This is a genomic window from Nocardia sp. NPDC006630, assembly GCF_040611495.1.
Taxonomy (GTDB): Bacteria; Actinomycetota; Actinomycetes; order Mycobacteriales; family Mycobacteriaceae; genus Nocardia.
In genome coordinates this window covers 343,369-357,526 of the sequence record NZ_JBEXOK010000007.1, presented here as the reverse complement: position 1 = coordinate 357,526, position 14,158 = coordinate 343,369, and the positions used below count along the sequence as shown (strand labels likewise).

At 65.5% G+C, this 14,158-nt stretch carries 11 protein-coding genes; 5 read left to right on the top strand and 6 right to left on the bottom strand.

Annotated elements, in window-relative coordinates; translation table 11 throughout:
- Positions 1-951 carry a hypothetical protein gene (locus ABZX86_RS22830; RefSeq protein WP_355126475.1) on the bottom strand — a complete coding sequence of 317 codons (951 nt, stop codon included), beginning with the start codon at positions 949-951 and terminating at the stop codon, positions 1-3.
- A 291-nt stretch (positions 952-1,242) separates the two neighbouring features.
- Here ABZX86_RS22830 and ABZX86_RS22825 point away from each other — a divergent pair, with 291 nt between their 5' ends.
- Both ABZX86_RS22825 and ABZX86_RS22820 read left to right on the top strand, forming a co-directional pair.
- A complete protein-coding gene (locus tag ABZX86_RS22825) occupies positions 1,243-1,449 on the top strand; it encodes a hypothetical protein (RefSeq protein WP_355126473.1) in 207 nt (68 codons plus the stop codon).
- Positions 1,446-2,762 (top strand): DUF2254 domain-containing protein, encoded by a 1,317-nt coding sequence (locus ABZX86_RS22820; protein WP_355126471.1) that lies wholly within the window; start codon positions 1,446-1,448, stop codon positions 2,760-2,762. The genes ABZX86_RS22825 and ABZX86_RS22820 overlap by 4 nt, the downstream gene beginning before the upstream one ends.
- On the opposite strand, the gene ABZX86_RS22815 is transcribed toward ABZX86_RS22820, so the two are convergent.
- The 5 genes from ABZX86_RS22815 to ABZX86_RS22795 form a co-directional block, all read right to left on the bottom strand.
- Entirely contained in the window at positions 2,749-3,183 is a 435-nt protein-coding gene (locus ABZX86_RS22815; protein ID WP_355126469.1) for a hypothetical protein, read from the bottom strand. The genes ABZX86_RS22820 and ABZX86_RS22815 overlap by 14 nt on opposite strands.
- A 386-nt stretch (positions 3,184-3,569) precedes the next feature.
- Positions 3,570-4,388: an SDR family NAD(P)-dependent oxidoreductase gene (locus ABZX86_RS22810; protein ID WP_355126467.1), complete on the bottom strand. Its 819-nt coding sequence runs from the start codon at positions 4,386-4,388 to the stop codon at positions 3,570-3,572.
- A gap of 370 nt (positions 4,389-4,758) precedes the next feature.
- The gene (locus ABZX86_RS22805) at positions 4,759-7,110 is read right to left on the bottom strand and encodes a glycosyl hydrolase family 65 protein (protein ID WP_355126465.1); all 2,352 of its coding nucleotides are present in this window, start codon (positions 7,108-7,110) and stop codon (positions 4,759-4,761) included.
- Positions 7,107-7,880, bottom strand: a complete 774-nt coding sequence (locus ABZX86_RS22800) for a beta-phosphoglucomutase family hydrolase (RefSeq protein WP_355126463.1) — start codon at positions 7,878-7,880, stop codon at positions 7,107-7,109. The genes ABZX86_RS22805 and ABZX86_RS22800 overlap by 4 nt, the downstream gene beginning before the upstream one ends.
- A 52-nt stretch (positions 7,881-7,932) precedes the next feature.
- Positions 7,933-9,336, bottom strand: a complete 1,404-nt coding sequence (locus ABZX86_RS22795; protein WP_355126461.1) for a glucose-6-phosphate dehydrogenase — start codon at positions 9,334-9,336, stop codon at positions 7,933-7,935.
- A 209-nt stretch (positions 9,337-9,545) separates the two neighbouring features.
- Here ABZX86_RS22795 and ABZX86_RS22790 point away from each other — a divergent pair, with 209 nt between their 5' ends.
- The 3 genes from ABZX86_RS22790 (at position 9,546) to ABZX86_RS22780 (ending at position 14,149) form a co-directional block, all read left to right on the top strand.
- Positions 9,546-10,397 (top strand): hypothetical protein, encoded by an 852-nt coding sequence (locus ABZX86_RS22790; protein ID WP_355126459.1) that lies wholly within the window; start codon positions 9,546-9,548, stop codon positions 10,395-10,397.
- 714 nt (positions 10,398-11,111) lie between these two features.
- Positions 11,112-12,806 (top strand): fatty acyl-AMP ligase, encoded by a 1,695-nt coding sequence (locus ABZX86_RS22785; protein ID WP_355126457.1) that lies wholly within the window; start codon positions 11,112-11,114, stop codon positions 12,804-12,806.
- Positions 12,803-14,149: a MupA/Atu3671 family FMN-dependent luciferase-like monooxygenase gene (locus tag ABZX86_RS22780; protein WP_355126455.1), complete on the top strand. Its 1,347-nt coding sequence runs from the start codon at positions 12,803-12,805 to the stop codon at positions 14,147-14,149. Before ABZX86_RS22785 ends, ABZX86_RS22780 begins: the two co-directional genes overlap by 4 nt.
- Positions 14,150-14,158: the final 9 nt, after the last annotated feature.

Sequence of the window (14,158 nt, the reverse complement as noted above, 5' to 3'; positions counted from 1 at the left end):
TCACCAGATCCTGAACATGTAGCTGCCGGTCAAGGCAGCGCCGGGAGTTCCGACGCCGCCACCGACCTCCGTGGAGAAATCCTTGCCGTGGCTGACATCGGGTACGCCACCCCAGGTTTCGCCGACCGATCCCTGGACGCCCGGACCGGCCTGGCCGGTCACGGTGACACCCCAGCCGTGAACATAGCTGTCGATGTCTCCGGCGGAAGGAGTCTTTCCCTCGTCGATCCAGCCCGCCCGCGCCATCGGCAGTTCGATATCGCCGGGTGTCCCGATGCCGATCTGCGGACCGACGTAGACATGCCCCTGGCGCGTGATCGTGACCACGCCACCGCCGCCGATCAACCACGGTGAGAACGCACCGAAATCGATGGTGTAGTAGTCGGGCCGGCGTCCGCCACCGAGACCGGTCAGCGAGGCCAATCCTTGGAACGCGCCCGTGATGCTGTGCGCGGAACTGTCCAGGGTGTCCCCCAGCGATCCCAGCGCGGACATGATCATATTGCTGTGCTGCGACGCACCTCGCGACATGGAACCCAGACTCAGCAGCCCGGCGACCGGACTCAGTGCCGCCGAGAAGAGTTTCTGCGCGGTGGACAGATGCACCGATCCGTCTTCATCGACACGATACCCGGCGTCCTCGGCATCTTGAATCTTGTTCTGCGCCTGCTGATGACTGGCCGTGATCGCCGCATGCCCGTCTCGCGCGGCATTGTCGCCCGCCATCAGTGCATCGATCGTATGCGTCAGGAACAAGTCGGTCCTACCGTGCCGATCCCGCATGGTATCGCCGCCGGCGCTGCGCCAGAAGTCCTGCGAATCAGCGACATTCGACGCGACAGTGCTCTGATGGCCGCTCGCGGCCTGATGTCCCTGCCGCCATTCGTCGGCGAGGCTGAGCAGCGGACTCACATCGAGAGCCTTGACCTGACTGACCGTTGGCGTTCCCACGACCCCCCTTAATGGATGGTAAAGCGTAGAAAGTACCTGCGAGTCTCGCGGTTCCGCCAGATCTCCTAGCGGTTTCCATACGCCCCGCCCGGCGACCGGCAGGCGTCTCGGACCGGCGGGAAATCGGCTGCCACACAGTAGGTCTCGGCCCTTCACGCTGAATGCAGTGCTGCCGTTAGGAAATCGGAAATTTCACCGGTGCGGCGATAGCGGATTCGTCAAGAACCGAAGTACGCCACCCGGAGGGATATCCAATGAAGCTCTGGCCGTGTCGAACTGGAGGCAGAGGTTATGGGCAGCTACGGCAGGGAGGTCTGCCTGGCGTCGTTCCGGGTGGAGTGGTCGCCGACTGAGGGAACGTATATCGCGCGGTCCGACCGGTACCCCGGTCTCACCGCTCGCGATGAGTGGTCTTCCCTCGCCGCGATCGACACCCTGATCGAACTGATCGAACATAAAGGGCTGCACGATGATTGGTCGGGGCGGCCCGCCGCGTGAAGTACCCGGGCCCCGGCTCCTATCTCGAATTCGATCGCCGCCGGGAGCTGCTGCGGACGAACCTGTGGTTCGTGCCGACACTCGAAGTGCTGGCAGCGGTGGGGCTTTTCGCGCTCACCCATGCGCTGGATCGAGCGGTGTATCAGCATGCGTCGACAATTCCGTCGTGGATCATCGGCGGTACCCCCGATGCCGCCCGGCAGGTACTGACCGCGATCGCCGCGGCGATCATCACCGTCGTCGGTGTGGTCTTCTCGATCACCATCGTGGCGCTGACCCTGGCCTCGACCCAGTTCGGTCCGCGGATGCTGCGCAACTTCATTCGCGATCGCGGCACCCAGCTCACCCTCGGGACCTTCGTGGCGAGCTTCGTGTACGCCATTGCCACGCTGGTGTCGGTCGGCGCGGATTTCGTCCCGCACATATCGACGACCGTCGCGATCGCGTCGATGGTGCTCGATCTGGCGGTGCTCATCTACTTCATCCACCACATCGCGATGGCGATTCAGCTACCGAATGTCATCGCGGGCATCGCCGGTGAGGTGTCGCTGGCGGTCGAGACCGCGCGGGCGCGCAGACCGGTCGGCATCGCCCAGGGTCCGGCCGCTGACGACCTGCTGACCCGATTGCGGGAATCGGGCGCGCAGGTACGGATCGAGAGCAGCGGATACCTGCAGTACATCCGGTACGAGAAGCTGGTCCGCATGGCCGCCTCGGCCGATGCGGTGATCCATCTTCCGCTGCGCCCCGGGCATTTCCTCACCGAGGGGCAGGTGGTGGCCTACGTGTGGCCACCGGAAGCGGCGGCGCCGATCGCGGCGAACTTCGCGCGCGGCCACGTCGCCGGGCCGACCCGCACGCTGACCCAGGACATTTCCTTCGGCATCGACCAGATCGTCGAAATCGCCTTGCGCGCACTGTCTCCCGCGGTGAACGACACGTTCACGGGATTGACCTGCATCGACTGGCTCGGCGACTGCCTCTCGCGCATCGCCGCCGATTGGAATCCCGATCCGATCCACCGCGACAGACACGGATACGTGCGAGTCATCGCGACCCAGGTGAGCTACGAACGGCTGGTGCAGCGGGCTTTCGAGAAGATCCGGCAGGCCGGAGTCGGCATGCCTGCGGTAATGATTCGCCAACTCGACGCACTGACGGAAATCGCCGAGCACGCAAGCGATTCGCACCGCCGGCGGGTGCTGATCGAGCAGGCCGCCATGATCGAACGCGCCGCCCGGGAATCGCTCACCGACCAATCGGACCTGGCCGATGTGCTGCGCCGTTCCCAGCCACTGCTCAGCGCTGACTGACGCCGTGACTCCACCGGTCCAGTGCCGGATGCCCGGCGTGCGCCCTCGGATGCCACGCCCGGCGCATGGACAGCACTCGACTGGTCGCTCGTCCCAGGACTGAACTGTGCCGCACACGTCGATCGGTCGTCCCCACTGTGCGATTCGACAGCGCCTGCGCGGCCGCCTCACCCCGCGCGGTCAGTCGAAGTGTCCCGGGAATGGCCGGCGGCTCGTCCGGCCCGCCGTGGTCATCGACAAGGAGACCGTGCGCAGCGATCACACGCAGAGCCGACGCCAGATCCGAGCCCCGGGCCGCGACAAATCTCATCAGAAGCGGTGCACTGCAACCGGATTCGGACAACAGGTCGAGGATCTGGGCGACATGACGCTGGGCCGCGAGCTCCTCCAGCATCACCGAGTCATTGTCATCGCCGGCCATTCGAACCATCTCCTCGCTACCCGGAAAAACCCGCCGGGAACTGCAGGTTAGGCGTGTCCGAGCGGCGGCGGCCGCTTCCTTGACGCACCCTTGCCGCTGCCGACCTGCTTCTTTGCAAGATCTATACGATTCGACGGCCCGTGTGAGCTCCGGTCCCGCAGCAGGCCGCGCTTTCCGCCACCGGTAAACGACGAAGCCGCCGCGACCCTGTTGGTCGCGGCGGCTCCGGTCCTCGGTACGCCGGTCCCTGCCCTGCACGCCCGGCGTGCCGGAGGTCCGTCAGCCCTGGCAGGGCCGGTGGCCGTGGTTCGCCTTCTTCTTGCGGCGGGCGCGCTTCTTGCTCGCACGTTTGGACATGTGTTCCTCCTGGCGGATCGCTGAACAGATCAGGCAGTGGGCGCGAGCTGGTTGCTCCACGCGGTGAGCCGGGTGCGGGCTCGCGAATTGCGGACCAGCGCTGCGGCATTCGCGGGCTCGGCGCCTTCGTAATAGCCGCCGTTGATGAGCGGTGTACCGGGTGCGCACAGCTGCAGCAGCACGGCGGCGGCGTGATCGAGTGGTGCGGTGCGGTGGCTGCGCAGCCGGGGCAGATCGATCTCGAAATCGGCCGGATGCACGCTGACCGAAATCAGTTCTCCCGGTCCCGTTTCGGCCAGGGAACGGCTGAACATGGTCAGCGCCAGCTTGGACTGCGCGTAGATCGCGAGTGGGGTGTAGGTGCCGCGCTTGCGATCCAGATCCGTGTAGTCGATGTTCCCCGCGGTATGCAGTTTCGAGGTGACGGCGATCATCCGCCCGTGCGCCGCCGCGAGCGCGGGCAGCAGTGCCATCGTCAGGCTGCGCGGCGCGAGATAGTTGACCTGGAAGGTCAATTCGTGCCCGTCCCGGGTGTGGGTTCGCGCTTCGGGAGCCGCGATCGCCGCGATATTGATCAGGGCGTCCAGGCGGGTGATCTGCGCTGCGAGCGTGCGGCCGAGTTCCTCGACCTCGGCCAGATCGGCGAAATCGGCGTGCACCATGCGGATCCGGCCGGGCTCGGCCGTGACCTGCAGGCGCTGCATCGTCTCGTCGGCGTGGTTCTTGTCCAGAATGTGCGCGATGACGGTGTCGCCGTTCGCGATCACCCGCTGCGCCGTCGCGAAACCGAGGCGCGTATCGGTCCCGGTGACAAGGACGGTACGGGTGCTGAACACAGGTACGGACATAGCTCTCCGATAGCGAAGGGTGTGGCCGCGGCGATACGCGGGAGCACACGAGAAGTACGCGATAACGCTCGCGAGAAGGCGTGGAACGTCGCACGAATGGCGACACCGCGGCGCGAATATGTTGCGCGGCGGGGAATATGACGACCGGCTACACCGGACTCGGTGGCTCGTCCTCACTGTGGAAGCCGAAGAGCTCCAATGCGGACGGCACCTGCTCGACCCGATGCCGGACAACGCCGGCAGCAGCGCGCATCGTGCGCCGAGGGCCGACAGTTGTGGTCACAACTGGGAGTTCACCCCATCGAGCAACTCCGGGCAAGACCGCCGCATCCGGTTTGACGGAACTTTGACGAGCCCGCGCACCTACAGGTCACGAACGCCGCTGGGTGGGAGCCCGCCCGGGCGGTTGCGTCGGTACCGGGGACGGCGCCGGAGAATCGGCGATCGGCTGGGTGATCGGGTGCTCGGTGGTCACCGTAAGCGCGTGACCGTGATGGGTGATGCGCAGTGGGTCGCCTTCGCGCAGGGTGTAGGTCACGGCCTGCGCGGTGACGTCGACGGCGAGGCGCCGCCCCTGCCAGTGGAGCGTGAAGGCGAGGCGGGTCACGGTCTCGGGCAGTCGGGGCGCGAAGGTCAAGGCGCGGTTCTGATCTCGCATACCGGCCAGCCCGGCGATCACCGCGATCCAGGAGCCGGCCAGAGCGGCGATATGCAAACCGTCGCGGGTGTTGTGTTCGAGATCGTCGAGGTCCATGAGCGCGGCCTCGGCGAGGTAGTCGTAGGCGAGACTGAGATGTCCGACCTCGGCGGCGATCACCGCCTGAGTGCATGCCGACAGCGAGGAATCGCGGACGGTGAGCCGCTCGTAGTAGTCGAAGTCGCGCGCCTTCTGATCCGGAGTGAAGGCGTCGGTGCGGCGATACAGGGCAAGCACGAGGTCGGCCTGTTTGACGACCTGTTTGCGATACAGGTCGAAGTACGGATAGTTGAGCAGCAGCGGATAGCCGTCGGCGGGCGTACCGGCGAAATCCCACTCCTGATGGTCGGTGAAGCCCTCGGCCTGCGGGTGTATGCCCAGTGCCTTGTCATAGGGGATGTACATGGCTTCGGCGGCGTCGCGCCAGTAGGCAGTTTCCTCCTCGTGGAGCCCGAGCTCGCGGGCCCTGTCGGGGTGCCGGGCGGCGGCGTCGGCGGCGGCGCGCAGGTTCTGCTGCGCCATCAGATTGGTGTAGACGTTGTTGTCGGCGACGGCACTGTACTCATCGGGACCGGTCACGCCGTCGATGCGGAACCGGCCGTCGGCGTCGTGGTGGCCGAGACTGGCCCACAGCCTTGCGGTTTCGACCAGCAGCTCCACTCCGATATCCCGCTCGAATGCTTGATCGCCGGTGGTGTCGATGTAGCGCAGGACAGCGTCGGCAATGTCGGCATTGATGTGGAAAGCGGCCGTCCCGGCGGGCCAGTAGCTCGAGCATTCCTCGCCGTGGATCGTGCGCCACGGGAACGCGGCGCCCGCGAGACCGAGCTGAACGGACCGCGCCGTGGCCATGGGCAGGGTGGCGTGCCGCCAGCGCAGTGCGTGCGCCGCCGCATCGGGAACCACCTGGGTCAGCACCGGCAGCACGTACGACTCGGTATCCCAGAAGCAGTGCCCGTTGTAGCCGGGACCGGTGAGGCCTTTGGCGGGAATCGCCCGGCCCTCCGCGCGGGCACCGGCCTGCAGCAGGTGGAACAGCGAAAACCGCAGCGCCTGTTGGATTTCGGGATCGCCCTCGAGCAGAATGTCGGCGCGAGACCAGAATTCGTCGAGGTAGTCACGCTGTTCGGCGCATAGCGCGTCCCACCCGGTACGGTGCGCACCGGCGAGAGCGGCGTCGACCTGATCACGCACGGCAGGCAGGGAGCGGGTTGCCGACCACCCGTAGGCTACGAACTTGTCGATCCGAAGCCGTTGTCCCGGTTGCAGTTCCGTGGTCACGGTCACCCGCCCCAGATCCGGGAAGCTCTCCGACTCGACCTGCGTGGCGTCGGGCCCGTCGACGATATGGTCCATCACCGCGGCGAGATACAGCCTGCTGCGCTGGGTCGAATGCACCAGCCCGGCGCGGGTGCCCTTCGCCGCGTGCTCCTCCCCCGCCAGCGGCGCTGTATCCGTCGGCCCGGCCCTCGGATCGGCGTCCGGTGCCGGCAGTTCTTCATTGGCGACGAGTTCGGACTGCACCACCACCCGCACCGGCCGATCGAGCGCCTGCACCTCGTACCGGATCGCGGCGATGGAGCGCTGCACCAGCGACACCAATCGGGTCGAGGACACCCGTACACCGCGATCGGCCGGGGATACCCAGTCGGTACTGCGGTGCAGCACCCCGTCCCGGAAGTCCAAGCACCGTTCGTGAGCATCCACTCGACCGTAGGTGAGATCGAAGGGCTCATCGTCGACGAGCAGCCGAATGAGCTTGCCATTGGTCACATTGATGACCGTCTGACCGGACTCCGGATAGCCGTAGCCGGTCTCCGCATACGGCAGCGTGCGCAATTCGTGCACCCCGTTGAGATACGACCCGGGCAGCCCGTGCGGTTCACCCTCGTCGAGATTTCCGCGCCAGCCGATATGCCCGTTCGACAGCGCGAACACCGACTCCACCTGCGCGATTATGTCGAGATCCAGCCCGGTCGCGCGCAGGCACCAGGGCTCGATCTTGAACGAAGGGTGGTGGATCATTCGGTGCCCAGCAGCTCGGCCAGGTCGGTCACGACCACGTCGGCGCCGTGCGCCAGGAGTTGCTCGGCCTGCCCGACCCGATCGACCCCGATCACATAACCGAATCCACCGGCGCGACCCGCCGCGACGCCGGCCAGCGCGTCCTCGAACACGACCGCCTCCGCCGGCTCGACTCCCAGCGCCCGTGCCCCGGCGAGGAACATATCCGGGGCAGGCTTACCGGCCAGATGCCGCTGCTGTGCGGTGATGCCGTCGATGCGTTCCTCGAACAGATCCTCGATATGGGCGGCGACGAGCACGTCGCGGCAATTCGTACTCGAGGAGACCACCGCACGCCGCAATCCGGCCGCGCGGACCGCATCCAGATAGGCGACCGAGCCCGGATACGCCTGCACCCCGTCGTCGTGAATGCGGCGCAGCACGATCTCGTTCTTGCGGTTGCCCAGGCCCTGCACCGTCTCGGCGTCGGGCGGGTCATCGGAATTGCCTTCGGGCACAGTGATTCCCCGGGATTTCAGAAATGCCCGGGTGCCGTCGGCGCGCGGCATGCCATCGACATAGGTGTCGTAATCCGCGACCGGGTCGAACGCGACGAACGGTTCGTCGCCGCGCTCGGCCCGGGACTTCAGATAGGCGTCGAACATTTCCTTCCACGCGGCGGCGTGCACCTTCGCGGTTTCGGTGATCACCCCGTCGAGGTCGAACAGGCAGGCGCGGATCCCGCGCGGCAGTCCGAGAACGCCGAGTTCATGCGGATCGGTTGAGGTCATCGTCGGATCTCCGCTCGTAGTGTCGGCCGCCGTGGATTCGCGCAGGGTTCGGTCATGTGCCGGTATCGGGCAGCCAGGGCAGTTGCCAGCCGGGATGACCACGCAGCAGCTCGTCGGCGCCGATCGGCCCCCACGACCCCCGCGGGTAGGACACCGGTTTCGGCGGATGATCGATCATGGGCTGCAGTATTCGCCAGGTTTCCTCCACGACGTCTTCGCGAGTGAAGAGGGAATGCTCGCCGGTCAGCGCATCGTGCAGCAGGCGCTCGTACGGTTCGGGCGGCTGGCCGAGTTCGGCGGCGAAAGGCAGATCCATGTGCACGGCCTGCGCGGTCGTGCCGGATGCTCCCTGCGAGGCGAGGATCAGCCGGAGAGCGGGGTCCGGATCGATCCGCAAGACCAGCTGGTTGGGATCGACCTGCTGCGATCGTGGCAGAAAGGCCGGCGGCGGCGGGCGGCGGAAAACAATCCTGACCTCGGTGGCCCGGGTGGCCAGTGCCTTACCCGCTCGGATGAACCAGGGCACACCGGCCCAGCGTGGGTTGTCCACCTGCAGGCGCAGCGCCACGTATGTCTCGGTCACCGAATCCTTGCGCACGCCGGTCACTTCCCGGTAGCCCTCGTACTGCCCGGCGATCGTGCGGGCGGGGTCGACATCCGCGGTAGCCCGGAAGACCTCTGCCTTGCTGTCCCACAGCGCATGCGAACCCGGCCCGGCCGGGGCCTCCATGGCGAGCAGGGCCAGCACCTGCAGCAGGTGGTTCTGTACCACGTCGCGCAACGCCCCGACCGAATCGTAGAACCGGCCCCGGTCCTCGACACCGAAGTCCTCGGCCATCGTAATCTGCACGGCGGCAACGTGATCGCGATTCCACACCGGCTCGAACAAGATATTGTCGAAGCGCAGGGAGGCGATGTCGAGCACCGGTTGTTTGCCCAGAAAGTGGTCGATCCGCAGAATCTGGTCTTCCTCCAGCGTGCGGTGCAGTTCCTCGTTGAGCGCGCGGGCCGAGTCGAGGTCGTGTCCGAACGGCTTCTCGATCAGCACCGCAGCTCCGCTCGTGAGCTTCGCCTGCCCCAGCGCCGCGACCACCGGGGCGAACAGTGCGGGCGGTATCGCCAGGTAAAACAGTGGCGCGGAAGCATTGTCGAGACGCTCGGCGAGTTCCCGGTAGGTGGCGGGATCGGCGAAATCCCCGCGCAGATAGCTCAGCCGCCGCGCCAGGCGCTCGAATACCTCCGGATCCACACTCTGGCCACCGGCCGCCAGCGCGCTGCGCGCCGCGGTCACAAGGCGGTAATGGGACCAATCCGCATGTCCCAGCCCGATGATCGGGCAGTTCAGCCGCCCGGCCGCTTCGAGGCGATACAGCGCGCGAAAGGTCATCTTCGCCGCCAGGTCCCCGGTGATTCCGAAGACGACAAACGCGTCGGCACGAGTCGATGTCGCATTCATATCAAGGCTCCTCGCGCAGGATGACCAAGGCCTAGCCGCCGACGCTACTCCGCCGTCACCGGCCGCGGCACCGGAGGCCGCCGAGATTCACGTGACCATCACCGACTCCTGCCCGCATCTGGGGTTTGTCACTACCCTCGGCGATAGCGCCGTGCCGGTGATCGCACGAGAACAGCGACCGGCAGGCGCCTTCGGACGAAAGGAACCCCGTGTCCCCCACCGCAGTTTCCTCGCGCCCCTCGACACTGCCCGCCCGTGCACTCGGCCTGCTCACCGCCCTCGCGGTCGTGCTCGGCATCGCCGTGTTCCTCGCGCCGCCCCTGCTGGCCTCGATCGGATCGACCAGCTACGCCAACGAGTCCGCGATACGCGACGCCTTCACCAACGCCTTCGTCGACTACTGGGCCGCCGGTCAGCGCGACTACACACCGGCCCTGGATCAGACCATCGACTACTGGATGCGATTTCACCTCGCCAAGGCCGCGATCGCACTCGTTCTGCTCGCCGTGCTCGTCACACTGAGCGTTCTGCTCTGGAAGGCGTTCCTGCGCTCCGGAAACCTCAGCGCCACACGACGATCCACCCTCGCCTCGACCGGCGCGGTGACCGTGCTTCTCGCGCTGTTCGCACTGTTGCTGGTGATAGCCAATATTCAGGGCACCTTCGCGCCGTTCTCCTCGCTGCTGTCCATGCTTCCGATGAATACCGCCGACCCGGAACTGGCACGAACTCTCACTCAGATCAACCAGCAGCTCGCCGACTCCCAGGGCGCTCCCGCCCACACCCCGCCGCTCGACGTCATGATCACCGACTTCGCCCGCTATCACGCCATTCTCGCGGTGGTCGCCGCAACCGTCGCGATCGCGCTCATCGGCACGACAATCCTGTTCTGGCGCCGATTCACCCGCTCCAGCGATGGCCGTACCCGGCGGGTACTCGCGTCCTTCGGCACCCTCTCCACCCTGCTGTCACTGACCGTGGTCGTACTGGCCGCGGTCAACGCCTCCACCGCCGCCCACTCCGCACCCGCCCTCGCCGGCTTCTTCGCGGGCGGGTGGTAGACCCGCAATTACCGCATTCGACTCCGGCCTATTCGTCCCAATGTGAAATGGACGCCGACCTCTCGGCAACAATCGGATAACACCGGCGTGGGCAGCGGCCCGATATCCCTGCGATGTGCATAACAACCATCCGATACCGCCTTGCGGATTCGGCATAAAACTTGACCCATCCACAACACTCGCGGCGACGAACTAGGAGGAACACTGGACCACTGCCGTTGTGCCGCACCATGAAAGGAGCAAAGTGAAACACATTGGTTCAATACGTTCCACCGCCGCACCGAGCCGCTGAGTAATCGTTCTTCGAGACTCTGCAGCGAGGCGCGGTGCGCATGTAATCCGCAGTGGTTTAATACCTTTCGACGTCAGAGAGGGCGGCAGCCAGATGCCGGCCGGTTTGGCGCAGTGTTCGGGTCCGACATAAATGGTCATTAGACCAATTTCCGGATCTGCCACTGACCAGTTTCAGAAGCAATTGCTTGGTGATGGGGATGCTCCACATATCGCCGAAGTTCTGGCCGCCGAGTCCCTGCAGACGGGTGGGACTCCGAGCGCCGCTCGGCTGATGGAATCTTGTCCGAAAGAATGCCCTGCGCGCGGAGCGTATCCGCACCGCTGCCGGGTGACTTTCTGCAGGCCACGCGTAACGCGTATCGCCTGAATTTCGTTAATCCAGTGTAGCGACAAGCTGCTGACTCGGGAGGTCGAAGGTCGATGAGTTATGAAAAAATATCGGAGCGTCCGTCGACGCTGGCGGACATTCTGGTGAGTCGCGCTGCCGAACAACCCGGACGAGTCGGCTACACATTTATCGACGGTCGCGGTGAGCGCGAAGTCGAGGATTATGCACTTCTGCTGGACCGCGTGGTCGGCCTGGCCGCCAGGTTGCAGGAAGTCAGTGCGCCGGGCGATCGAATCCTGCTGCTCTGTCCACCGAGCCTGGACATGATTCACGCATTCCTCGCCTGCCTGCTGACCCGGCGCATTGCGGTGCCGCTGTATGTGCCTACCTCACAACGGCATTCCGAGACCGTCGCGGCAATCACGCGGGACAGTGGCGCTATTGCCGTCGTCGCGCCGCAGTCGGTCGCGTCCGTGGCCCGCGACCTGCTCGGCTGGCCCGATGAGAAGATCATCGACAGCACGGCGACCGAACGCGGAACTTCGCTCCAGCTGCTGGACACACCTGTTCCCGCGGCCGACGACGTCGCATACCTGCAGTACACCTCGGGTTCCACCGGAAGCCCGAAGGGCGTGGTGGTGCGCCATCGCAATCTCATGCACAACCTCGAGTGCCAGCGGCGCGCCCTCGGGCACAACGAGAGCACCTCGGCTGTGCATTGGCTGCCACCGTCTCATGACATGGGCATGATTCTGGGAATTCTTTCGCCGCTCTACGTCGGATATCCGGTGACACTCATGTCGCCGCTGACGTTCCTGCGCCATCCTCTCATCTGGCTGCGTGAGATATCGGAAAACACGAATACCACTGCGGGCGGGCCGAATCTGGCCTACGGCATTTGCGCCGAGCGAGTGTCGCGCGCGGAAGCCGAGCAGCTGGATCTGTCGCACTGGGACATCGCCTTCGTCGGCGCCGAGCCTGTCAATCCGATCATCCTGAGAACATTTGCCGATAAATTCGCCGGCAGCGGTTTCCGCCCGGAAAGCTTCTTTCCCGGCTACGGCCTCGCCGAAGCCACTTTGTATGTCAGCGGCGGACCTTCCGGCTCGGGCCTGCGCACGTGTTCGTTCGCGAGCGAGGAACTGGAAAAGGGCTTCGTCGTGGAAAAGCCGAACGGCCGAGAACTGGTCGACTATGGACCGGTCCGGGCGGGAGCCGCGGCGATGATCGATCCTCGGACACTGCGACGATCCGGTCCCGGACGGGTCGGTGAAATCTGGCTGTCCGGAGAGAGCGTCACGGCGGGCTACTGGAACAAACCCGAGGAGAGTGAGCGCACCTTCTCGGCACAGATCGAAAATGAAAGCGGCACACCCTATCTGCGGACCGGCGATCTCGGATTCATGGTCGACGGACACCTTTTCATCTGCGGGCGTCTCAAAGAAGTCATGATCATCAACGGGCGCAACCTTTTCCCGCAGGACATCGAGTGGACTATCGAGTCCACGCATGCGGAACTTCGCCGCGGCGGCTGTGCCGCGCTGTCGATCGAGATAGACGGGGAAGAACGCCTGGTCGTCCTGCAGGAGGTCGAGGAGGAACTCGCGGACGATATGGCCGCCCTCGAGGAGTCGATCAAATCCGCCGTCAGTCGTGAGCACGGCGTATCGCTGTATCGAGTGATATTCGTGGGCAAAGGCAAAGTACTGAAGACAACCAGTGGCAAGATCCGCCGATCGCACCTACGCCACTTGTACGCCAACGAATTCGAATCGAGGGCCCTGTGAGCGAGCCGCGGGACACCGCAGACACCACGGCATTTCTCCTGGGATGGGCGTCGCACCGCCTGGGCCTCGATTCCGTCGACCCTCGCACGCCGCTCACCGCGCTCGGCCTCGATTCGATCAAAGCCGCCGAGCTGCTGACGATCCTCGAGGACCGATTCGGCGTCGAGATCTCCGCCGAGGACATCTACGGCGGCATCTGTGTCGCCGATCTGGCCGAGGAGGTAGCCAAACACCGTGACCCCGGCGCCGGTGTCCAGGTCGCCGATGTGGCGGCCGCCCCCGGCGCGCAGTCTCACCCAGCCGGCGCGGGTATCGACTTCAGTCTGTTCTTCTTCGCCAGCGACGCACAGCAATCCGGTTCACAGCGCTACCAGCTGCTGTTCGACAGCGCCCGCTTCGCCGACGAGCACGGGTTCCGCTCGATCTGGTTGCCGGAACGCCATTTCCACAAGTTCGGCGGGCTGTACCCGAATCCCGCCGTCCTGGCGGCGGCGCTGGCGGCGATCACGCAGCGGGTACGACTGCGGGCGGGCAGTGTGGTGCTGCCACTGCACAACCCGGTGCGGGTCGCCGAGGACTGGTCGGTGGTCGACAATCTGTCGGACGGCCGGGTCGATATCGCGTTCGCCACGGGCTGGAACCCCGACGATTTCGTGCTGGCGCAGGACAATTACCGCGAGCGGGTCGATGTCACGCGATCCGGTATGCAGAGTATTCAGCAGCTGTGGCGCGGTGAGTCGATCTCGCTGCCGAACGGCGTGGGCGAATCCCGATCGGTGCGCATCTTCCCCACCCCGATCCAGCCGGACCTCGCCACCTGGGTCACCTGCAGCGGCGGTGTGGAGCGCTTCGAGATGGCGGGTGAGCTCGGCACGAATGTGCTGACCGCCCTGCTCTTTCAGACCGTGGACGAACTGGCGGAGAAGATCACGGCCTATCGCAAGGCGCGCGCCCACCACGGCCACGATGCCGACGCCGGAAAAGTCACGGTCATGCTGCACACCTTCGTCGGAGACGACGACGCCGCGGTGCGGCAGACGGTGCAGGGGCCGTTCAAGAGCTACCTCGCCGATTCCGTCGATCTGTGGCGCCGGGGCGCGGAGGCCCTCGAGGATCTGGACGACAGGTCGCGAAACAAGGTGCTGGACTTCGCCTTCGAACGGTACTACCGCACCAGCGGACTGTTCGGCACCCCCGATTCGGCGCTGTCGATGGTCGAAAGCCTGCACCGCGCGGGCGCCGACGAGATCGCCTGCCTCATCGACTTCGGAGTGGCCGTGCCGACCGTGCTCGACGGTCTCGAATCGCTGGCCACCCTCGCAAACAAAGCACGTTCTCTTTGAGCGTCGGAT